The 24,882-nt window shown below is 59.8% G+C and carries 23 protein-coding genes; 10 read left to right on the plus strand and 13 right to left on the minus strand.

The features are described from left to right. Positions 1 to 13: 13 nt before the first annotated feature. From icmH to tssA, 12 genes are read right to left on the minus strand one after another with little or no spacing between them, the layout of a single operon-like run. On the minus strand, positions 14 to 874 hold the full coding sequence (gene icmH, locus JFT63_RS21695; protein ID WP_198844719.1) for a type IVB secretion system protein IcmH/DotU: 861 nt from the start codon (positions 872 to 874) through the stop codon (positions 14 to 16). A 5-nt stretch (positions 875 to 879) separates the two neighbouring features. Beyond that, the gene (gene tssK, locus JFT63_RS21700; RefSeq protein WP_198844720.1) at positions 880 to 2,208 is read right to left on the minus strand and encodes a type VI secretion system baseplate subunit TssK; all 1,329 of its coding nucleotides are present in this window, start codon (positions 2,206 to 2,208) and stop codon (positions 880 to 882) included. Between the two features lies 1 nt (position 2,209). Further along, positions 2,210 to 2,695, minus strand: a complete 486-nt coding sequence (tssJ, locus tag JFT63_RS21705; RefSeq protein WP_198844721.1) for a type VI secretion system lipoprotein TssJ — start codon at positions 2,693 to 2,695, stop codon at positions 2,210 to 2,212. Positions 2,696 to 2,700: 5 nt separating this feature from the next. Continuing rightward, the gene (gene tagH / locus JFT63_RS21710; protein ID WP_198844722.1) at positions 2,701 to 3,897 is read right to left on the minus strand and encodes a type VI secretion system-associated FHA domain protein TagH; all 1,197 of its coding nucleotides are present in this window, start codon (positions 3,895 to 3,897) and stop codon (positions 2,701 to 2,703) included. An 11-nt stretch (positions 3,898 to 3,908) separates the two neighbouring features. After that, positions 3,909 to 4,040 carry a hypothetical protein gene (locus JFT63_RS21715; RefSeq protein WP_057703551.1) on the minus strand — a complete coding sequence of 44 codons (132 nt, stop codon included), beginning with the start codon at positions 4,038 to 4,040 and terminating at the stop codon, positions 3,909 to 3,911. A gap of 35 nt (positions 4,041 to 4,075) precedes the next feature. Next, a complete protein-coding gene (locus JFT63_RS21720) occupies positions 4,076 to 5,605 on the minus strand; it encodes a sigma-54 interaction domain-containing protein (protein ID WP_198844723.1) in 1,530 nt (509 codons plus the stop codon). A gap of 5 nt (positions 5,606 to 5,610) precedes the next feature. Continuing rightward, positions 5,611 to 6,624: a type VI secretion system baseplate subunit TssG gene (gene tssG / locus JFT63_RS21725; RefSeq protein ID WP_198844724.1), complete on the minus strand. Its 1,014-nt coding sequence runs from the start codon at positions 6,622 to 6,624 to the stop codon at positions 5,611 to 5,613. After that, entirely contained in the window at positions 6,588 to 8,375 is a 1,788-nt protein-coding gene (tssF, locus tag JFT63_RS21730; RefSeq protein ID WP_198844725.1) for a type VI secretion system baseplate subunit TssF, read from the minus strand. The genes tssG and tssF overlap by 37 nt, the downstream gene beginning before the upstream one ends. Beyond that, on the minus strand, positions 8,365 to 8,766 hold the full coding sequence (tssE, locus tag JFT63_RS21735) for a type VI secretion system baseplate subunit TssE (RefSeq protein ID WP_198844726.1): 402 nt from the start codon (positions 8,764 to 8,766) through the stop codon (positions 8,365 to 8,367). The genes tssF and tssE overlap by 11 nt, the downstream gene beginning before the upstream one ends. Before the next feature lie 14 nt (positions 8,767 to 8,780). Continuing rightward, complete coding sequence (gene tssC, locus JFT63_RS21740) at positions 8,781 to 10,259, minus strand: type VI secretion system contractile sheath large subunit (RefSeq protein WP_198844727.1); 1,479 nt, start codon at positions 10,257 to 10,259, stop codon at positions 8,781 to 8,783. Positions 10,260 to 10,287: 28 nt separating this feature from the next. Then, entirely contained in the window at positions 10,288 to 10,785 is a 498-nt protein-coding gene (gene tssB, locus JFT63_RS21745; RefSeq protein WP_057703556.1) for a type VI secretion system contractile sheath small subunit, read from the minus strand. A 28-nt stretch (positions 10,786 to 10,813) separates the two neighbouring features. Then, positions 10,814 to 12,367: a type VI secretion system protein TssA gene (gene tssA / locus JFT63_RS21750; RefSeq protein ID WP_198844728.1), complete on the minus strand. Its 1,554-nt coding sequence runs from the start codon at positions 12,365 to 12,367 to the stop codon at positions 10,814 to 10,816. A gap of 483 nt (positions 12,368 to 12,850) precedes the next feature. Between tssA and JFT63_RS21755 the strand changes: the two genes are divergently transcribed. Beyond that, positions 12,851 to 13,366 carry an Hcp family type VI secretion system effector gene (locus JFT63_RS21755; RefSeq protein ID WP_057703558.1) on the plus strand — a complete coding sequence of 172 codons (516 nt, stop codon included), beginning with the start codon at positions 12,851 to 12,853 and terminating at the stop codon, positions 13,364 to 13,366. A 53-nt stretch (positions 13,367 to 13,419) separates the two neighbouring features. On the opposite strand, the gene JFT63_RS21760 is transcribed toward JFT63_RS21755, so the two are convergent. After that, positions 13,420 to 14,241, minus strand: coding sequence for an aldo/keto reductase (locus JFT63_RS21760; protein ID WP_198844729.1), 822 nt, complete (start codon positions 14,239 to 14,241; stop codon positions 13,420 to 13,422). A 106-nt stretch (positions 14,242 to 14,347) separates the two neighbouring features. Here JFT63_RS21760 and JFT63_RS21765 point away from each other — a divergent pair, with 106 nt between their 5' ends. From JFT63_RS21765 to JFT63_RS21805, 9 genes are all read left to right on the plus strand, one after another. Then, a complete protein-coding gene (locus JFT63_RS21765; RefSeq protein WP_057703560.1) occupies positions 14,348 to 14,842 on the plus strand; it encodes a DUF1543 domain-containing protein in 495 nt (164 codons plus the stop codon). A gap of 107 nt (positions 14,843 to 14,949) precedes the next feature. Then, positions 14,950 to 15,231, plus strand: a complete 282-nt coding sequence (locus tag JFT63_RS21770; protein ID WP_003174386.1) for a peptidylprolyl isomerase — start codon at positions 14,950 to 14,952, stop codon at positions 15,229 to 15,231. Between the two features lie 130 nt (positions 15,232 to 15,361). Further along, a complete protein-coding gene (locus JFT63_RS21775) occupies positions 15,362 to 17,221 on the plus strand; it encodes an extracellular solute-binding protein (RefSeq protein ID WP_057703561.1) in 1,860 nt (619 codons plus the stop codon). After that, positions 17,221 to 18,279, plus strand: a complete 1,059-nt coding sequence (locus JFT63_RS21780) for a microcin C ABC transporter permease YejB (protein ID WP_198844730.1) — start codon at positions 17,221 to 17,223, stop codon at positions 18,277 to 18,279. The genes JFT63_RS21775 and JFT63_RS21780 overlap by 1 nt, the downstream gene beginning before the upstream one ends. After that, on the plus strand, positions 18,279 to 19,301 hold the full coding sequence (locus JFT63_RS21785; RefSeq protein ID WP_198844731.1) for an ABC transporter permease: 1,023 nt from the start codon (positions 18,279 to 18,281) through the stop codon (positions 19,299 to 19,301). The genes JFT63_RS21780 and JFT63_RS21785 overlap by 1 nt, the downstream gene beginning before the upstream one ends. 10 nt (positions 19,302 to 19,311) lie before the next feature. After that, positions 19,312 to 20,883: an ABC transporter ATP-binding protein gene (locus JFT63_RS21790; RefSeq protein ID WP_198844732.1), complete on the plus strand. Its 1,572-nt coding sequence runs from the start codon at positions 19,312 to 19,314 to the stop codon at positions 20,881 to 20,883. A 107-nt stretch (positions 20,884 to 20,990) separates the two neighbouring features. After that, the gene (locus JFT63_RS21795) at positions 20,991 to 22,382 is read left to right on the plus strand and encodes a sigma-54 interaction domain-containing protein (RefSeq protein WP_198844733.1); all 1,392 of its coding nucleotides are present in this window, start codon (positions 20,991 to 20,993) and stop codon (positions 22,380 to 22,382) included. 294 nt (positions 22,383 to 22,676) lie between these two features. Beyond that, positions 22,677 to 24,068 (plus strand): GntP family permease, encoded by a 1,392-nt coding sequence (locus JFT63_RS21800; RefSeq protein WP_198707743.1) that lies wholly within the window; start codon positions 22,677 to 22,679, stop codon positions 24,066 to 24,068. Between the two features lie 7 nt (positions 24,069 to 24,075). Continuing rightward, positions 24,076 to 24,849, plus strand: a complete 774-nt coding sequence (locus JFT63_RS21805; RefSeq protein ID WP_198844734.1) for a 3-hydroxybutyrate dehydrogenase — start codon at positions 24,076 to 24,078, stop codon at positions 24,847 to 24,849. The last annotated feature ends 33 nt before the right edge of the window (positions 24,850 to 24,882 follow it).

Consider the following 24,882-nt stretch of genomic DNA (forward strand, 5'->3'; position numbering starts at 1 on the left):
TTGCTCCCTGCGTTTACAAGGACGTGCGGATCAAATCCGACGCCGAAAATTGAAGCGGTTGCAACGCCTTCGCGCGCTCCTTGCTCAGCACCCAGGCAAATCCTGTGTACATTGCCAGCAAGCAAACCAGGGTGAAGACGACCAACCCGGTAACGGGAACGACGCACAATCGCGGGCGCCGACTGGCCCCGTGCAATGCAGGCACTGGTGGCACCGACGACGGCTGCCCGCGCACATGCCGAATCTGGCGATACAAGGCATCGCGAACGGCCTCAAGTTGCGACATGCCCCGCTCCATCACTCGGTATTTGCCCTCGAACCCCAGGGATAGGCACAGGTAAAGCAGCTCCAGCATCGCCAGGTGCTTCACCGGGTCACGTGACAGCCGCTCCAGCAGTTGGAAAACCTTTTCGCCCCCAAAGGTTTCGTTATGGAAGCGACTCAACAGGCTCACCTTCGACCATTCGCTCTGTGCCCCCCACGCCGTAGTAACGACCGCCTCATCGATCACACTGCACAACACATAGCGCGCCGACATGACCTGGCTGCTTTCAACACCGCTCTGCAAGGCGCGGGTTTCAAATTGAGCCACCGCCAATGACAATCGGTCGTTGAGCGTGCCCAGGTCTTCGCGACCAGAGCAGACCCTGAGCGCCACGATTTCGGCCAATACCGCCCAAGCCGCGGCCACCACAGGGTTGAGCCCGGCCTTGAAACTCGACGCATCGAGCATACGGCCGGCATAGATCATGCGGTCCTCCAACTGCTCATAGCGTGGCGGCGACGGGAAGTCGGTCAAGGGCCCCTGTGCAGGCCCATGACTCTCACGGTCGAGCAGGACGGTTCTTTCATCCTGTGTGTACTCACTGTCCATGGCATTCAATTCCTGATGGCCCAAAAGTTGAGTTCAAGCCCGGTGAAGTCACCGCCTACGTGGAACGCGAAACCACCCGACTGCTGCAATTGCGCGATCTCACGGGCACTCATGTCGAGGATGAAATAGGTCTTGCCGGCATGAAACGGAATCTGGCGCGGCGCCACCGGCAGGGGCTTGACCTTGATACCGGCCAAGTGCAGGTTGACCAACTCACGTATGCGCTCTACCGGCCCGACTTTCAGGTGTGCCGGCAGGCGCTGGCGCAGTTCCTCTGTTTCACACTGCGCGGTAGCTGCCAGGATGAACGTAGCCGTGCCGAGTAGTTTCAATTCGCTGACCGGGCATACCAGGACGCCATACTGGCGTGGCTGCAATGTCAATTCGATCGCATGTTGCTCAAGCACCACCGACAAGACGACGCGTACGCGCTCCATCAACCCGCGAAAACTGGCACCCTGGTCGCTGTGCTGATAATGCACGTCCAGCTGCGCGCGTTTACTGTCACAGGCAAACGTTGATAACTCACCGAGCATCGATACCAACAGGCGGAACAAGGCTTCGGGCCGGACCTGGGCCTGGCTCAGGCAATGCCGCAGCGCAAGTTCGGTACGATTGATCACTTGCAGCATCAGGAAATCACCGAGTTGCGTGCTTGCAGCCGTGCTCTCGCCACGAATGCGCGCCGCGATGGCATCGCCACGGCTGGCAAGCAAACCCACCACCTCGTTAAGGCACGACGCTACGTACCCATGCTCCGGCACAAAAATGAAGGTCGGGATGAACGCGGCATCCAGGCTCACGCCCCCTTCAGCGGTGACGTCCAGCACTTGGGCAACCTTGAGCTTGACGAAGCCCTGATCACTTGGTTGCTCGCCCAGCACAAGGCGTAAGTCGGGACGTGCGCAGCTGATTCGGCAACGCGCATCCACACCCAGGTTGGAGTCCCCCACTTCCACTTCGCATCGCAGGTAACGCGCCAGAACATCGCTCTGTTCAGGCTGGCGCACTTCAAGGTGATTGCCGCTGGCCAGGGGCAGTGCCAGGTAAATTGCCTGCCTGCCCGCATCAGTGGGTACCTGCAATACCAGCGGTTCCATAGCGCCACTCAAATCGAACCAGCTGCCGTCCGGCAAGACGCCACTGGCCTGGGTGACCACCAGCTTGCCCAGCTTGAGGTATTGCTCATTCAATTGCAGCGTGAGGAAGCCCCAGGCATCACTGCCCAACAGGCGCGTCTGGTTGAGTTGCTGTTGGTAATAGCGGTCGTTGTGCTGCAAGTGTTGTGGGCGCAGCAACATGCCTTCCTGCCAGATCACTTTATGAACAGGCATCTCAGCGCACCTCCATCACAGCGAGCGGGTCGGCAACGCGTATGCCGTCCTTGTCCAACACCAGATCGGCTCGGGTGCGCTGGTGCATGGTCACGGGTATCAGCAGCCGCCATTGGACGTGCGGCAAGTCTCGGTAAGCCGCCAACACCCCGACAAAACGACTGTCGGGACCGATACGGAGTTTGAGCGCCAGGCGGTCACCTGGGCGCAGTTCGACTTCTTCACTGCTTACCCAGTCTTTTGGCAACAATTGCTGCGCCTTGTCATACAGGCTGAAGAAGTCGGCATGTTCGAAAGCTACGCCATGGCGCAATTCAATCAACTGCACCACCACCGGCGAGGGGCGGCCGTGCAGGTCAGGGTTGACGTGCTCGCTCGCGGTCAATACCACGTCCAGCTTGGTCAGCGTGGAAAAAGGCGATACGGCGCTGCAACCCACCAGGAAACCAAGCGAAAGCAACACCAAAGCGCGGGTGGCTCGATACATGACTATCATCCTGAAAAATCAATGTGCAAAGAGGAGATCAGGCGCGCCTGTTCTTCATAGGCTTTGGCGAAATCGTCGGTCAACGAGTGATCGGTCAACGGCCCTTGCGCCACCAAACGCTGGTAGTGACGCTGGTACGCACGCCAACGCGCACCATCGGTGAAAAATCGTCGCGGCTTGCCCTGAGACTCAAAGCACCCGACCAAGCGGTTCGGCTCGAAGGCCGCGTGCAGGTTATTCATGGTGCTTCGACAGGCAGCCAACAGCGCGAACTGATGCACCTGCAGTTCCCGATGAGCCTGACCAATGGCCCGCGCTGCGGGCATTTGCCCCAGAGCCCCTGTATCCAGCAGTGCGGATAACGCCGTATCGGTGTCGCTGAACATTTTCAAGGGGTTCCGGGCCGCGCCCTGACGGTCGAGCGACGCCTTCCCCCATTCCTGATACAGCGCTTCACGCGTGCGCAGGGCTTGTTGCAGCCCCTGGACCGTCAAGCGAAACAAGCCCGCCACCCTGATCGCCAGCGCCTCCCTGGCCGATGGGGCGAGCGTGTCGAGCTCCATGCCCAAGGCCGCCGCGAACTGTGACCAGAACACTCCATCAGTCGATGGTGCCATTGCACTGGCGGGCACCGCAGCCACCTCTACCTCGGGTTCTGCCCGGCGCGGGCATGTCACATGCTCCCGCTCGGTCCCGTGATGCTCTGCCCAGCCCCCTTGCTCATCAACGGCCTCGTTCAGTGCTTCCAGGTCATCCGAGGTGGCCAGTTTCCGGTGATCCAGATCCAGCCCATGCAGAGGGTCCAGGGACAGGAAGGCATCATCGGGAATCGGTACTGCCGCACTGGCACGCAGCTCGCCTGAATGGCGCGCAGGTTGCAACAACCGCGCACGGAGCACCAACGCACCAAGTTCGAATACATCACCATCATTGATCAGTCTCGCCTGCCCCTTGCGCAGGCGTTCAGCACTGCCTGCCACGCCAATACCGTTGCGACTGATATCGGTCAGGAAATAGCGGCCCTCACGGTAACCGACCAATCCATGGTGACTGGAGAGCACGCGACTGGGGTCGGGTATCACCCAGTCACATCCGGGGCCGCGGCCGATCACGCCGCCCACTGCGTCAAATACTTTGCGGGCCGAGGGTTCGGCGTTGGCGCTATCGACCGTACAGACCTCAAACACAAGCTGCATCGTCATGATCCTTCTGCTCATTGGCCACGAATAATTGCCTGCGGGTCACCCAAAGGACGGTACTCGGCATCATCGAACACGTAGTTGGCGTTACAGCCACCCAGCAAACACAACACAAGCAACACGGCGTGCCATGGACGGTCAGGCATCAGGTTTCTCCCACAGTAAAAATCAAGTGCACCATTCAGCATTTCTCCCTGGCATCGCCGACGGGGATGTTCAAACGTGCAAGGCGGTAAAGCAGCGTGCGTCGGGCAACCCCTAGCTCCCGCGCGGTACGGGTGCGATTGCCATGGTTCTTGTGCAAGCAATCGAGCAGGAACACGCGCTCTACTCGTTCCATGCGCTGGCGCAGCGTCACATCGTTGTTCGCGGTCGGCGCCGCAGTCGGTGGCAGCGCCAGGTGTTCCGGCAGGATCACGCCGGCGTCACACAACAGCACGGCACGCTCAACCATGCATTTAAGCTCGCGTACGTTGCCCGGAAAGGCGTGGCCGGACAGTTGATCAAGGGCCAGAGTGGACCAACCCACGGGCGACCTCTGCAGCGCCGCGCACGCCTCTTGCGTGAAATAGCGCGCCAGTTGCAGCACATCGCCGTCTCGCTCACGCAGGGCCGGTAACGTGATCGGGAACTGCACGAGCCGGTAATAGAGGTCTTCGCGAAAGCGCCCCTCGGCGACCATCGCAGCGAGGTCGCGATGAGTCGCCGCAATGATCCGCACGTCGACCTTATGCGCCGCACTGGCACCCAGCGGCCTGACCTCGCCCTCCTGCAAAACCCGCAGCAATTTGGCTTGCAATGCCAGCGGCATATCGCCGATTTCATCCAGCAGCAACGTACCGCCGTGCGCGGCATCAAACAGCCCCGCATGATTGCGCTCAGCCCCCGTGAACGCACCTTTGCGGTAACCGAAAAGCTCGCTCTCAAGCAGCCCTTCAGGGAACGCTGCGCAGTTCTGTACCACGAAGGCCTTGTCCCGGCGCGGACCGGCAGCATGAATGGCGCGAGCCACCACTTCCTTGCCGGTACCGGTCTCGCCACACAGCAGCACGGTGTACGGGGTATGCAGGACTTTACGGATCAACTGGCACGTCTGCCCCATCGCCGCACTGGAGCCAATCAACCCATACTCCCTGGTCAACGGCTTGTTGCACCTGAGCCTTGCATCAACGTTGGGCTGCATACTGCGCAGCACCAGCAGTTGGTTCATGGCGAAGCTGCCCAACTGCGCCAGAGAGGTTGCGTAGCCTTGCAACTGAGCGGGCCTTTGCCGAGCGCACAGCAGCACACCGGCAACCCGCTCACCACGATTGAATAACGGCACGCTCAACAGCGCACGCCAGGGCTTCACCGAGACGGGCAGGAAATGAACGTCATGACAGCTGCTCTGCAGATCGTCCAGGCTCAGGACAACACCTTGGGTCAAGGTGTGACTCAACAGTGGTGGGTGGTGCAGATCGGAATCTGCTGCCACGGCCATCGACGCCCCCTCGGACCAATGCTGAGCAATCAGTTCAAGCCGACCGGTCATTTCATTGAGCAGGTAAAACTGGCTGAGTTCGCATTGGCTCAGTCGCGCCACACCGGCAACGAGCGCGTCAGGCAACCGGTGCTCATCACGGTCCAATGCCAGGCGTGCAAAGCAGGCAGACAGCGCATTGGCGTATGCCAGCGGATCGCACAGATCGCCTTGCAGATCCCTATTCGTCATGATCATTAACCCCTGTGAAAATGGCCGGCAAGTGTGACCACGCCGTCGGCCCGTTCATGTTCCAGCCAGGTGGTCCAGCCCAGGCGGCAAAGCGTGTTTTCGCCAATGTGCAACGGCCTGACCTCGCCCGGCGCCAACGTCAGACACAGGTCGTAGTCCAGAGGGTCGCGCAGGGTCAGCCGCACCAGCGCGCACAGCCGCTGATACGCTTGTGCGATAGGCAGAAAATCATGCAAACGCTGCCAACACAGCGCCAGCACATGCACCCTGAACTTGCCGCTGCGGTCAGCGATGCGATGCCCAAGGACGAGGTCCTGGCCAAGGGCGCTATTGGCGCGCCCAAGATGGTTGCACTCCAACCGGCTGACCTCGACCGTGCGCTCCACCCATTGCTCGATAAACACCGCGTCGTGCTTGAAGTAGTAACGCAGGACAGCCTCGATCAGCGCAGCCGAGTGCACTCGCAAACTGAGCAGGCCCAGGTAAGGCAGCAGGCGCTTGCAATCAAGCTGCGAAGCACTGCGAATTGCACCGTCGCCCAGGCCCATCAACGCAAACATCTGCTCGGAAAACCTGTCGTTTGCACCTGCGCGGAAACACGCCCGATAACGGTATTTGCGCCAGATCGGCAACATCAGGCGCTGCAGGCGGTGATGGAATAGATCAAGGAAGTCACGAGTCGGGTTGCCCCCCGAACGCTCGGCAAAGGCTTGCTCAGCGTAAAACGCAGGCAGCGGCGAACCGGCACCGAATAACCCCAATACGTTAAGACGCAAGCGAGCGCGCAAGGCCCCGTGCTCATTAAAAAACTCCACACGGTCGATATCGTGCGCGGCAAACCCGAAACCGGGGTTGGCCTGGAACTCCAGTTGGTCATACAGCGCATCGTCATCCAGCAGCGGATGGGCCTCGCGCAGCCGTTCGATGACCTGCACAATCGCCTGAAATAGCGTGTACTCACGAATCACACGGCAAAGTTGAGTCAAAACAGCGGTTGCTGTCCCATCCGGGATGGCCATAGGTACACGTCTCCTTGTGTGCTGATGACCCGCAACTCGTGATACGAATTGAGGCTGGCATAGAGCGTAAAGAACTGATTGAGAACAGAGGCGAATACAAACAGATCGCCCTGACCGACAAAGCCTTGGGTATCAACCGTCAGCTCGACCCGCAAGCCTCGAACAGGCAGCCCGCGATGCAGACGATCTACTCCCTCATGGCGAATGGAGCGCAAAGCACTCAACCTTTTCTGACTGACCTTCAGCGCCTGTCGGTCGTGATGGCGCGGCAAATCGTAGGTTTGGAGTATGACTTTCAAGGCATTGATATCGGTCAACGACAGATAGTTGACCGACATATTGCTGATGAGCTTCCACAAAAAATCCTGGTCCAGTGGCGGCGCAAAGCTCGCAGTGGGTGTGGTGATATTGCGAAACCCCAATGCCTCCGGAGTCTGTTCACCGGGCAGGCTGATGTCGCCTGCACGAAGCTGGCGCGGCAGGTTGCAATTGGTACAGGTCAATTCGACCGACAGGGTTTCCTGACCTTGTTCGTGGCGGCTGGGCAATCCCATCCAGGTATCAAGCCCGCCATGCTGTACCGAGGAACGCTGGCGAATGCTGTAACTGGGGGGGGCCGCCCAAGCCTCGGGATCGCAGTCATGTTCAAACGACTCGAACGGCACATAGGCCTGATAGCCCAACCCGCCGGGGCGCCACCCGGTGACCTGGTCCACGGAAAACACACTGGCATTGCCCGGCGTATATTCCCCGGGTACCAGCAGGTACTCATCCTGCTTACCATCCAGACGAATGGGGATCGCATCCTGTTTGAACAGGTTGACGATGGGCGTGCAATACAGCTTCACGTTATCCAGGGTTGGACGCTGGGGTTCACGGCCCTGGGTGTGAAGTTCGAAACGCATCACCATGCCATGCGCCTGCCGGAGCAGCTCGTCAGGCAGCGTGTGCAGCACATTCAGGCCTTCGACGTCGACAAACAGGTATTTCTCGGGGAAGGCGAAGTACTCCTGCAGGTGCCGATAACCGTCAAAGGTATTCTGCGGATAAGGAATCAGTGCCTGCTCCGGGGAAAAACCCACCGGCTGAACCTGAGCGGCACTGAGGCGCAACGTCACAGGTTGTCCGTCGCGGTTTCTCACCGGTATGCCCTCGTGATCCAGCAGCGACAGGCAGATACCGTCGACATGGCGCAACAGGCTGAGGTACAGGCCTTGGCTGATGTAGTGATCGCCAGCCAGGTGCAGCCTCAGCGATTCAAATGCCAACTCACTGAAGTTACCGTCGGTACTCATGGCCAGGTGCAAATCCAGCCAGGCCCCTTCGCCCTGACAGCGGTATTCCAGACCACTGAGTTGCAGGGGCATGATGTCGGTGGCATAGCATGTGCGGAACCGGCAACGCTCACCCTTGATGGGGGCGCTTTCCACGGCGGTGTCCCGAGCCACTCGGACGTTGGGGCCGGCACGTTTTAAAGGGTCAAATTGCAGGATGCTGAAGGCCGGTGTTGGACGCATGTAATGAGGCCATAACAAGTGCATCAACGAATGCGTCAGTTCCGGTAGTTCGTCATCCAGCTTCTGGCGCAGGCGAGCGGTCAGAAATGCAAACCCTTCGAGTAAACGCTCAACATCCGGGTCCTGGCCGGCCTCCGCAAGAAATGGCGCCAGGGCTGGATTGCGCTCGGAAAAGCGCCGCCCTTGTTGGCGCAGGGCGCTGAGTTCACTTTGAAAGTAGCGGTTAAACGTCATGGACGAAAACCTCAACCCGCCCGGCGTGCGCAAGACGTGCCTGAAACACGACCGGTTGCAGGCCGCCGTCGATCACTCGCTCAGCTTCAATGACAAATGCCAGAGCCAGAGACCCACCCACATCGGGCAGCAGCCTTACATGAACATTCGCCAGTCGCGGTTCGTAAGCCTGGATAAAACGCTCGATGTGCAGCCGCGACTGGGTCAAGGACTCATGCAGGCTCAGTCGCATATCGTTGAGATCAGGCAAACCATAATCAGCCAGTGTCTGGACACTGCCCGCGCGTGTGCTGAGCATTTTTCCCAGATGTGCGGCGATGGACGCCAAGGGACATCCTGGCGTCGACACACCGCATTCAAGACGTTCGAAAAGGCTGTTGTGATGAACCATGCCCTGGCCTCTGCTCATTCTTTATCGAGCTTGCCAACCAGGGACAAGGTGAAGTCTGCCCCCATGTACTTGAAATGCGGGCGCACCGTCAGGTTGACGCGGTACCAGCCGGGCTCGCCCTCGACATCGCTCACGACGATGCGCGCGGCACGCAGCGGGCGCCGTCCACGCACTTCGGCGCTGGGGTTTTCCTGGTCCGCTACATATTGGCGAACCCACTTGTTGAGCTCCTGCTCTAGGTCCGTGCGCTCTTTCCAGGCGCCCAACTGTTCGCGTTGCAGCACCTTGAGGTAATGCGCCAGACGGTTGACCACCATCATGTAGGGCAATTGAGTGCCCAGGCGGTAATTGAGTTCTGCCGCCCGGCCTTCTTCACTGATGCCAAAGGATTTGGGCTTTTGCACGGAACTGGCGGAAAAGAATGCCGCGTTATCGCTGCCCTTGCGCATGGTCAAGGCGATGAAACCTTCTTGCGCCAGCTCGTATTCGCGCCGATCCGATACCAGCACTTCGGTAGGGATCTTGGTTTCAATCTCGCCCATGCTCTGGAAGTGATGCAGTGGGAGGTCTTCGACAGCCCCGCCGCTTTGCGGACCGATGATATTCGGGCACCAGCGAAAGCGAGCGAAGCTGTCTGTCAGGCGTGTGGCAAAGGCATAGGCGGTATTGCCCCACAGGTAATGCTCGTGGCTGTTAACCACGTTTTCCTGATACGCAAAGGTCTTGACTGGGCACTCAAGGGGATCATACGGGGTGCGCAACAGAAACCGCGGGACGGTAAGGCCAATGTAACGCGCGTCTTCGCTCTGGCGAAAGCTTTGCCATTTGGCAAACTGCGGCCCGTCGAAGTGATCCCGCAGATCCTTCAGGTCGGGCAGCCCGGTGAAGCTTTCCAAACCAAAGAAACTCGGCCCCGCCGCAGCAATAAAGGGTGCATGAGCCATGCTCGCGACGCTGGAGGCGTATTGCATCAGCTTTACATCGGGAGCGCTGGGCGAGAGAAAATAATTGGCAATGATCGCCCCCACCGGCTGCCCACCGAATTGACCGTATTCAGCGCTGTAGACATGCTTGTAGAGCCCGGACTGAGTGATTTCCGAGGAGTCCTCGAAATCATCCAGCAGGTCCTCGCGCGAGACATTCAACAGCTCTATCTTGATGTTCTCGCGAAAGTTGGTGCGCTCGACCAGCAACTGCAACCCTCGCCAGGAAGCTTCCAGTGCCTGGAAGTCCGGATGGTGCAGGATCTCATCCATTTGCTGGCTGAGCCTGATATCGATTTGCGCGATCATCCGGTCGACCAGGCGCTTCTTTACCGGTTCGTCACGGTTATGTGGCTTGAGCAGCTCCGCAATAAACGCCGATACGCCGCGCTTGGCGATGCCGTAAGCCTCGTCGTCGGCGCTCAGCAGCGTCTGGGCGGTAATGCTGTCGAGGATGCTGCAGGTTTGGATCGCTTCTACCGATTGCAGCTCGTGTTGAATCGTGGTCATGGTGTCAGTGTCCTTTTACTGAAAAATGTCAGGCATCAGGGCTGGGCAGCCCCAGTTCGGCCAGGACTCGTGCGCGGGAATCACCATGGGTCAATGCCTGCTCGATAGCCTTGCGAAAACTTGGGGTGTTGCCCAATGGGCCCTTGAGCGCCACCAGCGCTTCACGCAGGGCCATCAGCTTTTGCAACTCCGGGATTTGCTCGACCAGATTCGCGGGGTTGAAGTCTTTCATCGCGTTGATGCGGACCTGGATCGCCAGTTCTTGCGCGTCGGCTTGATCCTGAAGACGATTGGGTACGCTCAGCGTCAGGCTCACTGCTTGCTTGGCCAACACCTCGTCGAGGGTGTGTTTGTCGATACCGATGGGCTTGCGATCTTCAAGCTTGCGCAGGTCCACACGTTGGGAGAAGTCCCCCAGCACCAGCAGCTTCAACGGCAGTTCGACTTCTTCCTGGGCACCGCCGACCGCGGGTTTGAAGGTGATATTGATACGTTCCTTGGGGGCTACCGAACCGTCTTTGGCCATGGTGCTTTTCCTTTTATTGGGTGAGGCGCTATTGAAGTACTGCTTCCAGATCGAAATGGCACAACCGGCGATGCACGGCATCCTTGCAGTCGCGTATGGATTGGCTTTGCGGTAACAGGTCGTAGCAGCGGTACAGAAGCTGACCGACTTGCAGGACCAGCTTCGGCTCCCAGCTTTCCAGACCCGTACGCTGTAATTGCAGATCGAGTTGCTCCAGCTGGATCCTGGCCAACTCGTGCTTGCCGGCCGCCATGCACAGCCTCGCCAGTGCCAGGCGCCAATGAAAGCGGCAGCGATCACTGCACGCTGCCTGCAAGCCTTGCTTGATCACCCCCACTGCGGCTTTGAGCCCGTCCTTGCGCAGGCAGGGCATTACTGCCTCCAACGCGGCATCCCAGGGTTGGCTCGTCAGGTCGGGCACGATGTTGCCGGGCTCTGGCTTACGCAGGTGGCGCATCACGTGCAGCGCAATCCATTCGGCTGTTGCAGGGTCGGCAAAGGGGCTGCCGTCGTCGAACCGGTACTCAGTCAGGTTGGGCAGGCGTTGCAGCAGCAGCGCAAAATGTATTTCCAGTTCGCTCATGGCCAAGTCCGCGTGCAAGGCGTCCAGACACTCCCAGGCCATGCGCAAACCATCGAACCAGAACAACGCACCGGCCAGACTGACTTCCAGTTCGAACAGCACATCGGCGTAATGGCCTTGGCTCATGCGCTCCTGATAGCGCTTGAGCTTGTCGACGGCCAACGGGCGCAGCGCGGTTACGCGCTCGCTGTTGGCGTCGGGGTAGTTGACGAGCATCAGCCACGCAAGGGTTCGGCCCAGGCGCAAAGCCCGCAGGTCGGTGGCGTTCTGGCGCAACCACCAGGCGCATAAAGGCCGGGCCTGTTCCTGTAATGAGCGCAGTAATTTGTGCGCCTCTTTCTCGCTGTTGACCGATTGCTCGGGGGTGGGCGGCTGCGGCGCCGCTTGCCTGACGTCGGCAATAGCCGCCATGGCTACATCAGCCTCTGCCGCCCCTGGCGCGGCCTCGGCCAGGCGCTGCGCCAATTGCCGTCGAATCGGCAGCAGCACGGGAGCCTCACTTTCAAGATGCTGGGCCCATAGCTGCTCCAGATGTTCGAGGTGTTCCAGCAGCGCCTGACATAAAGGCTGTTGATCGGTGAGCGAGATTTTTTTGGCAAACGCTTGCTCAAGGCGCGTCACCAACCAGCCAAACGCGGCAACGCGGGTACGCAGTTTGCCCGGGTACACGTCTGCCCAATGGTGCTCGCAGAGTTCACGCAGCACACCGAGGCCGCCCAGCAACCCAGCCAATGAATCACGCTGATACAAGGCCCAGGTCAACCAGCAGGCGACACGCAAATCCTTGGAGTGCTCACGCAGCAGGCATTCGCTGATTTCGCTGACCCGCTGCCAATCCGGCAGTCCATTGCCATGAACCGACTGCGCTTTGCCAAGCTCGCCTTCCAGCGCTTCGAACTCATTGGAAAAGCGCATATCAACGCCCACGAAACTGCCTGACGAACAAGCGGCTCGTGCAACTTCCAAATAATAGGCGTAAGGTTTTTTTGAATAAATCATTTTCGGCCGCACACAACCATCCAAGGCAACACAGGCAAACTTAACGCCATTTAAGTACGTATCAGAGAGCCATTAAATTCCGTTAAAACATATCGAGACACAAGAACCTTAGTCATGCATAAAGCAATCAGCAAGCGACGGACCGAAACTTAAGAAACATCCTACAAGCCGCTATATGCTTGGCGTGCGCAGCTATTTGCGCACACATTCAAGCAATAACAACTCTATCAGCTCGACCAGCCGCATTCTTCACCGCAGAAACATATGAGCAACTAAGTGCGCATCCATGCGCAATCTTTATAACCAAAAACAGCCCAAAACTCTTAATACAAACCCGTTACGCAACTCATCAAACCTCGCCCACCCTTATTTCATTGGGCTTCACACTTTCAGGCACGCTTCTTGTTAAAGGTTATAGGCACTTACCCGTTCAGCCATTTCGCTGTTCGGCAACACCTACTCAACCCGGCAAGGAAACCAATCATGCCAACACCCGCGTACCTCTCCATCACCGGTGTCAAACAAGGTTTGATCACGGCAGGCACATTTACTCAGGACTCGGTAGGCAATATTTATCAGGAAGGTCATGAGGATCAGATATTGGTCCAGGCGTTTGCCCACCAAGTGATCATTCCTCGCGATCCGCAATCGGGCCAGCCCACAGGTCAACGCGTGCACAAGCCATTGATGATCAGCAAAGTGTTCGATAAGTCGTCACCGTTGCTGTTCAGCGCCCTGACCAGCGGTGAAGAAGTCTCCTGTCGCCTCGAATGGCTGCGCACCTCGTCTGCGGGGACTCAGGAGCATTACTTCACCATTGAACTGGAGGGCGCGACCATCGTGGATATCCAGTCACGCATGCCCAACTGCCAAGACCCTGACAACGCCCACTTCACCCATATGGAGGATGTACATTTCACCTATCGCAAGATCATCTGGACTCATGAAGTGGCCGGTACTTCCGGCTCGGACGACTGGCGCAGCCCAGTGGCCGGCTAATCACGGCTGAGGCGGGAACAGCTGCCAAGGAAGGTGCTGCTCCCGCCCGCCGATTACACCATCGCCAGTGGATGCTTACGCTTGGGCGCGCCGAACACGCGATCGATGGCGTCCAGGTCATGGTCATCCAATACCAGCTTCGCAGCAGCGGCGTTGAGCCGGATGTGTTCGGGTGTGACCGCCTTGGGAATGGCAATAACACCCTCCTGGCGCAGCACCCACGCCAGCGATACCTGGGCCGGTGTGACCTCATGGCGACGGGCGATCTGCTTGAGGGTCGGGCTCGATAGCAACTCACCGCCCTGGGCAATGGGACAATAAGCCATCAGTGGCAAATGATGCTGTTGCCACCATGGCAACAGGTCGAATTCGATCCCGCGCTCCTCAATGTTGTAGAGCACCTGGTTGGTCGCACATGCAGGGGATGCGAGTTCCTGCAGGTCTGCCACATCAAAGTTGGAAACACCCCAGCGCCCGATTTTTCCGGCCTCGCGCAGACGCTCGAACGCTTCGACGGTTTCTTCAAGTGGGTACTGGCCGCGCCAGTGCAACAGGTACAAATCAATATAATCAGTGCCAAGGCGCTGAAGGCTGGCTTCGCAGGCGCGGGGCACGCCTTTTTGGCTGGCGTTATGCGGGTAGATTTTGCTGACCAGAAACACCTGGTCGCGCTTGCCGTGAATGGCCTCGCCGACCACCTCTTCGGCACCGCCGTCGCCATACATCTCGGCGGTATCGATGAGCGTCAAGCCCTCGTCGATCCCCAGTTGCAGCGCCGCAACTTCGGCGCGGCGCCGGCTCGGGTCTTCGCCCATGCGCCAGGTCCCCTGGCCGATAACAGGGACGGGAACGCCTGCCAGATCAATGGTACGCATGACAACCTCCTGGTGACTGTGCTGATTAACAATGGGGCATTGAGCGGACAAAAGGGTTCAATCGCAGTATGGTTGCCCTTTCGCCAGCCGCCAGGAATTACCGGTAATGCTGTTTGTGGTCATGCTTGGGGGTAAACACCCACGGGCAAAAATTGAAGTACACGACGTGGTGTTCGCCGTGGCGGACACCTTGCAGGCCAGCTACCCGCAATTACGCGACGCCTGGTTTGGCAGCCCCAAGGGCGTGCACATCGACTCATGGATGGCGGTCGATGGCGTCGACGGCTGGAAGGTTGAACTGAGCCATCTGACGCCCCATGGCGACTCGCCCCGCCTGTACTTCATCAACCTCGGCGGCTATGAAGCCAACAGCTTCGGTGAAGCCCATCACTACCTGTTGGTAGTGGCTCACAATAAACAGCAGGCCATGAGCCAGGGCAAGCAGCAGATGCTGCGCCACTGGTCCCAGGCGCACACCGACGGCGTACTGGATATTGACGACTGCCTGCCGATCGATCTGGTGGACGGCCGTTATATCCACCTGGTACAGGGGCCGCACCAACCGATCGTGCAGCGCAACGACTACATCGTACTGCCTTGAACCGCCACGCTGAAAAAGGCGCGACTGAACAGCAGCGGAACTTTGCCAGGAAATAACCGCCTGAATCCGGTAGGCTCACCGTTTTTTTACTCAAGGAGTTACTCCCCATGGCCAAAGCCACCGCCCGTCACATCCTCGTTTCCACTGAAGACAAGTGCAACGAACTCAAGGCCCAAATCGAAGGCGGCGCTGATTTCGCAGAAGTCGCCAAAGCCAATTCCTCCTGCCCATCCAGCCGCCAGGGCGGTGACCTGGGTTCGTTCGGCCCAGGCCAAATGGTCAAGGAATTCGACACCGTCGTATTCAGCGCTCCGGTCAATACCGTACAAGGCCCGGTGAAAACCCAGTTCGGTTATCACCTGCTGGAAGTCACCAGCCGCCAGGATTGATTCAATCGGCGCTATCGCGATAAACAACGGCCCGCCCTTTGGCGGGCCGTTGTGCATGTGATGACTGGCGATGCCCAGGCCGTTAGCGTACAAATCCCTATTCTTTTTAATCCGGCGTTCAAGGCTGATAATGCGATTGGCTTTTTCATCTCTGCTCTGCTCCACCCTGGCCCTGCTGATGGCCAGCACTGCGGCGATCGCGGCCCCGCAAACCTACCTGACGGTTTACGGCGAGCCCGCCAAGTACGCCGCCGGTTTCAGCCACTTCGACTATGCCAACCCCAACGCGCCCAAGGGCGGCAGCCTACGACGTTCGGCGCTGGAGGTCGGGCGGTTTGATCATGTGCTGCCGTATATCGACAAAGGTATCGGCGTGTCCCAGGTCGACGGCTGGGTGTATGCGCCCCTGGCGCTGCGTTCGCTGGATGAGCCCTACACCGTTTATGGCCTGGTGGCAGAAAAGATGGAGCGCGCCGACGACGGCCTGTCGCTGCGTTTCTACCTCAATCCCAAGGCGCGTTTCGCCGACGGCGCCCCGATTACGGCCGAAGACGTGCGCTACAGCTTCGATTTGCTGATGACCCAAGGCAGCCTGCGCTTTCGCACCTTGTTTGCCGACGTCAAGCACGTCGAAGTCGAAGGCGAACGCCAGGTGCGCTTCGACTTCTCCAGCAACGAAAACCGCACCCTGCCCCTGGATATCGCCACCTTGCCGGTGTTCCCGGAGCACTGGTGGAAGACCCGCGACTTTGCCAACGGCGGCGGCTACGAAGCCCCGCTGGGCAGCGGCCCGTACAAAGTCAGCAAGATCGACGCCGGCAGCACCATCACCTTTACCCGCGACCCGAATTGGTGGGGCAAGGATTTGCCGGTCAGCCGTGGCCTGTACAACTTTGATCACCTGAGTCTGGAATATTTCGGCGATACCGAAGTGGCACGCCAGGTACTGCGTGGAGGCGCCTACGACTTCAACCGTGAATTCTCCGCCACCGGCTATTCCATCGGCTACAACGGCCCGGCCCTGGACGATGGCCGCCTGCAGCGCGCGCACCTGGCCAAAGAGATGCCGCAACCGGCCCAGGGCTATGTGTTTAACGTGCAGAAGCCGATTTTCAAGGATCGCCGCGTGCGCCAGGCCCTGGCGATGCTGTGGGATTTCGAATGGGCCAACCGGCAGATGATGCGCAATCTCTACATCCGCCAGCAAAGCTATTTTTCCAACAGCCCGCTGGCGGCCAGCCAATTGCCGACCCAGGAAGAACTGGCGATCCTGGAGCCGTTGCGCGGGCAAATCCCGGATGAAGTGTTTACCCAGGTGTTCAAGGCCCCGGTCACCGACGGCAGCGGCATGATCCGAGATAAACAACTGCAAGCCCTGGCGCTGCTGGAGGACGCCGGCTGGAAACCTTTGGGTGACAAGCTCGTCAACGCCCAGGGCGAGCCACTGGAGTTCACCTTCCTCAATGTCCAGAACGGGCTTGAGCGCCTGTTATTGCCCTACAAACGCAACCTGGCACAGATCGGCATCACCCTCAATATCCGCCGCATCGACTCTTCGCAGTACGTGAACCGCCTGATGGCCCGTGACTACGACATGATCGTTACCGGTTTCCCGGTCACCACCTCGCCCGGCATGGAGCTGTACAACTACTTTGGCTCCGCCGCCGCGTTCGATCCAGGCGCCAACAACTACATCGCACTCAAGGACCCGGCCGTCGATACGCTGATCAACGGTTTGGTAAAGGCCGACACCCAGGCGCAGATGCTTACCTACGCCCACGCCCTGGACCGTGTGCTGCAATGGAATTACCTGTGGATCCCCAACTATTACCCACCGGGCACCTCCGCCGCGTGGTGGAACCGTTTCGGGCGCCCGGCCATTGAGGCGAAGAACGATGAGGCCCTGGAGACCTGGTGGGAAATCAGCCCCACACCGCTGACGAACGAACAAATGCAGGCTGAGTTGAAAAAACGCGGAGAGGCCCACTGATGTTTGCCTATATCGTACGGCGCCTGCTGCTGATCATCCCGACGCTGGTGATCATCCTGTTGGTGAACTTCGTGATCGTACAGGCCGCGCCCGGCGGGCCGGTGGAACAGGCGATCGCCCATCTGCAAGGCATCGGCGGCGGTGGTGTAGCCGGCGCCTCCGGCGAAGGCATCAGCGGCTCGCGGGCCAGTCGTGGCCTGGACCCGAAGCTGATCAAGGACATCGAAAAACAATACGGCTTCGATAAATCCGCACCGGAACGCCTGTGGCTGATGCTCAAGAACTACGCCCAGCTGGATTTTGGCAACAGTTTCTTTCGCGGTGCGACAGTGACCGACCTGATCCTCGAAAAAATGCCGGTCACCATTTCCCTTGGCCTGTGGGCGACGCTGATCACCTACCTGGTGTCGATCCCCCTGGGGATACGCAAGGCCGTGTGCCATGGCAGCAGCTTTGACATGTGGAGCAGCACGGCCATTGTGATTGGTTATGCGATGCCGGCGTTCCTGTTTGCGATGTTCCTGATTGTGGTGTTCGCCGGCGGTACCTCGCTGAACTGGTTCCCGGTGCGCGGGCTGGTGTCGGAAAACTTTGCCGAACTGAGCACCGTGGGCAAGGTGGCCGACTATTTCTGGCACCTGGTTTTGCCGGTGACGGCGCTGGTGATCGGCGGGTTTGCCACCTTGACCATCCTTACCAAGAACTCGTTCCTCAATGAGATTACCCGCCAGTACGTGGTCACCGCCCGCGCCAAGGGCCTGAGCGAACGCCGGGTGCTTTACGGCCATGTGTTTCGCAATGCCATGTTGTTGGTGATCTCGGGGATTCCCCAGGCGTTTATCAGTGTGTTTTTTGCCGGCTCATTGCTGATCGAGGTGATCTTCTCCCTCGATGGCCTGGGCCGCATGAGCTACGAGGCCGCAGTGTCCCGTGACTACCCGGTGGTATTCGGCTCGCTGTTTATCTTCACCCTGTTCGGCCTTCTGATAAAACTCATCGGTGACCTCTGCTACACCCTGGTGGACCCGCGTATCGACTTTGCTGCGAGGAACGCCTGATGCTCAACTTGTCACCCGTGGCGCGTCGGCGTTTCGAGCGCTTCAAGAAAAACCGCCGTGGCTGGTGGTCGCTGTGGTTGTTTATCGGCCTGTTTATCCTGACCCTGGGCGGCGAGTTGATCGCCAATGACAAACCCTTGGTGCTCAGCTTCAAGAACGAGCTGTATTTTCCGGTGTTCAAGCGCTACACCGAACAGCAGTTCGGCGGGCAGTTGCCGTTCCAGGCCGACTATCGCAGTGACTATGTGCAAAAGCTGATCAAGCAGGACGGCGGCTGGATGTTGTTCCCGCCGATTCCTTTCAGCGACGACACCCCCAATTATGAGCTGACCCGCCCTGCCCCGAGCCCGCCGTCGACTGTGAACTGGCTGGGCACCGATGATCAGTCCCGCGATGTGTTGGCGCGGGTGATCTTCGGGGCCCGGGTGTCGATCCTGTTTGCTCTGGCCTTGACCGCCATCAGCGCCGCCATCGGCATTGCCGCCGGTGCGTTGCAGGGTTACTACGGCGGCTGGGTGGACTTGCTCGGGCAGCGCATTCTGGAGGTGTGGTCCGGCCTGCCGGTGCTGTACCTGCTGATTATCCTGTCGGGGTTTGTGGAGCCGAATTTCTGGTGGTTGCTGGGGATCATGGCGCTGTTTTCCTGGCTGGCGCTGGTGGATGTGGTGCGCGCCGAGTTCCTGCGCGGGCGCAATCTGGAATACGTCAAGGCCGCACGCGCTCTGGGCCTGGGCGACGCCAAGATCATTGGTCGGCATATCCTGCCCAATGCCATGACCGCAACGCTGAGCTATTTGCCGTTTATCTTGACCGGGGCGATATCCACCTTGAGCGCTCTGGATTTCCTCGGCTTCGGTATGCCGGCCGGGAGCGCATCTCTGGGTGAGCTGATCGCCCAGGGCAAGCAGAACCTGCAAGCCCCCTGGCTGGGCCTGACCGCGTTTTTCACCTTGGCGCTGATCCTGTCGTTGCTGGTGTTTATCGGCGAGGCGTTGCGTGACGCCTTCGACCCTCGCTCATGAGTAATTGCCTATGAACCTGATCGAAATCCGCGACCTGTGCGTCGCGTTCAGCGGCCAGACCGTGGTGCGCAACCTGAGCCTGGACGTGCGCCCCGGCGAGTGCCTGGCGCTGGTGGGTGAGTCGGGCTCGGGCAAGTCGGTAACCGCCCACTCAATCCTGCAATTGCTGCCCCAGGCCGGTACCGAAACCACGGGCTCGATCAAGTATCGCGGCCAGGAATTGATCGGCGCGGCGCCGGTCACCCTGCAAAAACTGCGCGGCAACCGCATTGCGATGATCTTTCAGGAGCCGATGACGTCCCTGAACCCATTGCACACCATTGAAAAGCAGATCGGCGAAACCCTGCTGCTGCACAAGGGGCTGGGCGGCAGGCAAGCGCAGGCGCGCATTCTCGAACTGCTCGACCTGGTGGGCATCCAGAAACCCCAGGAACGGCTCAAGGCCTACCCGCACCAGCTGTCCGGCGGCCAGCGCCAGCGAGTGATGATCGCCATGGCCCTGGCCTGCGAACCGGAGCTGCTGATTGCCGACGAACCCACCACCGCGCTGGACGTGACCGTGCAGCGCAAGATCCTGCTGCTGCTCAAGTCCTTGCAGCAACGCCTGGGCATGTCGCTGCTGCTGATCAGCCATGACCTTAACCTGGTGCGCAGTATCGCCCAGCGGGTTTGCGTGATGCGCGCCGGGGAAATTGTCGAGCAGGCTGACTGCCAAACCTTGTTCACGGCCCCGCAGCACCCTTACAGCCGCTTGCTGCTGGACGCCGAGCCATCGGGCGACGTGTTGTGCAGCGAGCCCCGCGAGACGGTATTGGAGGTCAATGACCTGAGTGTGCAGTTTCCGCTCGGGGGCGGGTTATTCCGAGCCAAGACCTACCTGCGTGCGGTCGACGGCATCAGCCTCAGCGTGCAACGCGGCAAGACCCTGGGGATTGTCGGCGAATCCGGCTCGGGCAAGTCGACCCTGGGCCAGGCAATCCTGCGCCTGCTCGACTCCACCGGCAGCATTCGCTTTCAGGGCGAGGCCCTCGACCCGCTCAACCATCAGCAGATGCGCCCGTGGCGCAAGCAGATGCAGGTGGTGTTCCAGGACCCCTATGGCAGCCTCAGCCCGCGCATGTCGGTGCAGCAAATCATCAGCGAGGGCCTGGAAGTGCATGCGCCATGCAGCCTGGCCGATCGCGATGCCCAGGTGATCCAGGTGCTCAAGGACGTGGGCCTCGACCCGGCCAGCCGACATCGCTACCCCCATGAGTTTTCCGGTGGCCAGCGCCAACGCATCGCCATCGCCCGCGCCCTGGTGCTCAAACCGGCGTTAATGCTGCTCGACGAGCCGACCTCGGCCCTGGATCGTACGGTGCAGAAACAAGTGGTGGCATTGCTGCGTGAACTGCAGGACAAATACGGCCTGACCTACCTGTTTATCAGCCATGACCTGGCCGTGGTGCGTGCCATGGCCCATGACATGATCGTGGTCAAGGATGGCAAGGTGGTGGAGTGTGGCGCCAGCCATGACGTATTCGAATCGCCCCAACACCCCTACACCAAAGAACTGCTGGCCGCAGCACACATCCCCTTGTAGGAGCGAGCTTGCTCGCGAAAAACTTAAATACCGCCGTTTTCCCGGATGCACCGCATTATCGTTGACGACCTTCGCGAGCAAGCTCGCTCCTACAGGATTTTGTTTCCATGAGTACCAGCCTCAAGGACTACCAACAGGTTCGCGGCCTGGCCATTCAATCGTTGTTCGAGATCATCGAGCAGTCCAGTGAAGGCACGGTCATCGTCGATCGCGACGCGAACATCGTGTGGATGAACGAGCGTTACGCCAAGCGTTTTGGCCTCAAGAGCGCCGACCAGGCCATCGGCCAGCCTTGCGAGCAGGTGATTTCCAACAGCCTGTTGCGTCAGGTGGTGCGCGATGACCGGCCGATTCTGCTGGATATCCAGGACACCCCCAAGGGCCCGCTGGTGGTGATGCGCCTGCCGATCCACGATGATGCCGGGTCGGTGATCGGCGCGATTGGGTTTGCGCTGTTCGACGAGCTGCGCAACCTGTCGCCGCTGATCGAGCGTTACCTGAGCATGCAGCAAGAGCTGGCCTCCACGCGCTCGCTGCTGCGTTCGCGGCAAAGCAAATACAACTTCGCGCACTTTATCGGCACCAGCGCCGCCAGCCTTGAGGTCAAGCGCCGGGCGCGGCGCAGTGCGAGTGCCGAGTCGCCGGTGTTGCTGCTGGGGGAAACCGGCACGGGCAAAGAGCTGCTGGCCCAGGCCATCCATGGTGCGTCACCGCGGGCGCACAAAGCCTTTGTGAGCATCAATAGCGCGGCGATTCCCCATGACCTGCTCGAAGCCGAGTTCTTCGGCACCGCGCCCGGTGCGTTTACCGGCGCCGACCGCAAGGGCCGCCCCGGCAAGTTCCAGATCGCCCAGGGCGGCACGCTGTTTCTCGACGAAATTGGCGACATGCCGCTGCCACTGCAAAGCAAATTGCTGCGGGTGTTGCAGGAAAAGGAATTCGAACCGGTGGGCTCCAACGAGATGCTGCACAGCGATGTACGGGTGATTGCCGCGACGTCCATGGACCTGGAGGCGGCGATCAAGCGTGGCGAGTTTCGTGCGGATTTGTATTACCGCCTCAACGTACTGCCGATCCAGGTACCGCCGCTGCGTGAACGGCTTGAGGATATTCCGGCGTTGAGCGAGGCGATCCTTGAGGAGTTGCGCAGCCAGCACGAACTTGATCGCGATGCCCTGGCGTTGCTGGCCCAACATGCCTGGCCGGGGAATATCCGCGAACTGCGCAATGTGCTGGAGCGGGCGGCGCTGTTGAGTGATGACCTGATGCTCAATGCCAGCGACCTTCGCGCAGCGATTGGCACGTTCAGCCCGGTACAACGAGGCGCGGTGGCGGCGGTCGAGGGTGAAACCTTTGCGGCGGCGCGGGAGCGGTTTGATCGGCAGGTGATTGCGGGGGCGCTTAAGGCCAGTGACGGAAATGTTGTCGAGGCGGCCAAGCGGTTGGGGCTTGGGCGGTCGACGTTGTATAAAAAAATGCTGGCGCTTGGACTCACTTAGTCTCTAAAAAGAGACGCCATTCCCAATATCAAGACATTCTTATGTGGGAGCTGGCTTGCCTGCGATAGCCGTCTAACAGTGCCCTACAAGCCAGCTGAACCACCGCTATCGCAGGCCAGAAAGCTCCCACAAGGATCTCCATTCGTCTCCATATTGAGACTGTCGTCTCGAAAATCACTCTAAATCCAAAATAAATCCATACATATCAACAAGTTATAAATATGGCACATATCTCGCTATAGCTTCCTCCCACAGCCTCACCCCACAACAATAACAATCCGATGGAGACACACCATGAGTGTGATCATTGCCCTGGCCGCGCTCGCGCTGCTGATGCTGGCCGCCTACCGTGGCTATAGCGTTATCCTGTTTGCACCCATCGCCGCCCTCGGCGCAGTGCTGCTCACCGACCCCTCCGCCGTCGCGCCTGCCTTTACCGGGGTGTTCATGGAAAAGATGGTCGGTTTTATCAAGCTGTATTTCCCGGTGTTCCTGCTCGGCGCGGTGTTCGGCAAGCTCATTGAGCTGTCGGGGTTTTCGCGCTCAATCGTGGCGGCTGCGATCCGCTTGCTCGGCACGCGCCAGGCGATGCTGGTGATCGTGCTGGTCTGCGCCCTGCTCACCTACGGTGGCGTGTCGCTGTTCGTGGTGGTGTTTGCGGTGTACCCGTTTGCCGCCGAGATGTTCCGCCAGAGCAATATCCCCAAGCGCCTGATCCCGGCGACGATCGCCCTCGGCGCGTTCTCGTTCACCATGGACGCCCTGCCCGGCACGCCGCAGATCCAGAACATCATCCCCAGTACCTTCTTCAACACCACCGCCTGGGCGGCGCCGTGGCTGGGGCTGATCGGCACGATCTTCGTGTTTTGCGCCGGTATGCTCTACCTCGCGCGCCAGCGCAACAAAGCCCAGCGCGCCGGTGAAGGTTATGGCACCGAGCTGCGTAACGAGCCGGAAACCGCCGAAAATCTCAGCCTGCCCAACCCGTGGCTCGCGCTGTCGCCGCTGATCCTGGTGGGGGTCATGAACCTGCTGTTCACCCACTGGATCCCGCAGTGGTACGGCAAGACCCACAGCCTCAGCCTGCCAGGCATGAGCACGCCGGTGACCACCGAAATCGCCAAGCTCACCGCAATCTGGGCGGTGCAGGCGGCGTTGCTGGTGGGGATTATCGTGGTACTGGTGTTCGGCTTCTCCGCGATCAAAAGCAAGCTGGCCGAAGGCAGTAAAAGTGCGGTCAGCGGTGCGCTGCTGGCGGCAATGAACACCGCCTCGGAATACGGCTTTGGCGCAGTAATCGCCTCGCTGCCAGGCTTTCTGGTGCTGGCGGACTGGCTCAAGGGCATCCCCAACCCGCTGGTCAACGAAGCGATTACCGTGACCCTGCTGGCAGGTATCACCGGCTCGGCGTCCGGCGGCATGAGCATCGCCCTGGCGGCCATGTCCGAGAGCTTTATTTCAGCGGCCCATGCGGCCAATATCCCCCTTGAAGTGCTGCACCGGGTCGCGGCCATGGCCAGCGGCGGCATGGACACCCTGCCCCACAACGGCGCGGTGATCACGCTGCTGGCGGTTACCGGGCTGACCCACCGCGAAGCCTACAAGGACATCTTCGGCATCACGATTATCAAGACCCTCGCGGTGTTCGTGGTGATCGGTACTTTCTATGCCACTGGCATTGTGTGAGGTTTTCATGACGACGTTGAATGGCAAGACCGCCCTGGTCACCGGCTCCACCAGCGGCATCGGCTTGGGGATAGCCCTGAGCCTGGCCAAGGCCGGCGCCAACCTGATTCTCAATGGCTTTGGCGATGCCAGCGCGGTGATCGCCCAAGTGCAGGCGTTTGGCGGCAAGGTCGGGCATCACCCGGCGGATGTCAGCGACCCGGCGCAGATCGCCGACATGCTCGCCTACGCCGAGCGCGAGTTCGGTGGCGTGGATATTCTGGTCAACAATGCCGGCATCCAGCATGTGGCCGCGGTGGAAGACTTCCCGGTGGAGCGCTGGGATTCGATTATCTCCATCAACCTGTCCTCGGTGTTCCACAGCACCCGTTTGAGCTTGCCGGGCATGAAAGCCAAGGGCTGGGGGCGTATCGTCAATATCGCCTCGGTGCATGGGCAAGTCGGCTCAGTGGGCAAGGCGGCGTATGTGGCGGCCAAGCATGGGGTGATCGGCCTGACCAAAGTGGTGGGCCTGGAAACCGCCACCAGCAACGTAACCTGCAACGCCATCTGTCCGGGCTGGGTGCTGACGCCGCTGGTGCAGAAGCAGATTGATGATCGCGTGGCCAGTGGGATCGACCCGCAACAGGCGCAGCAGGATTTGCTGGCTGAAAAGCAGCCGTCCCTGGAGTTTGTGACGCCGTCGCAGCTGGGTGAGCTGGTGCTGTTTTTGTGCAGCGAAGCTGGCGCCCAGGTGCGCGGTGCGGCATGGAATATCGACGGTGGCTGGCTGGCCCAATAACCCCCAGACACCGGAGATCAAAATGTGGGAGGG

Source organism: Pseudomonas sp. MF7453 (genome assembly GCF_016405455.1).
Taxonomy (GTDB): Bacteria; Pseudomonadota; Gammaproteobacteria; order Pseudomonadales; family Pseudomonadaceae; genus Aquipseudomonas; species Aquipseudomonas paralactis.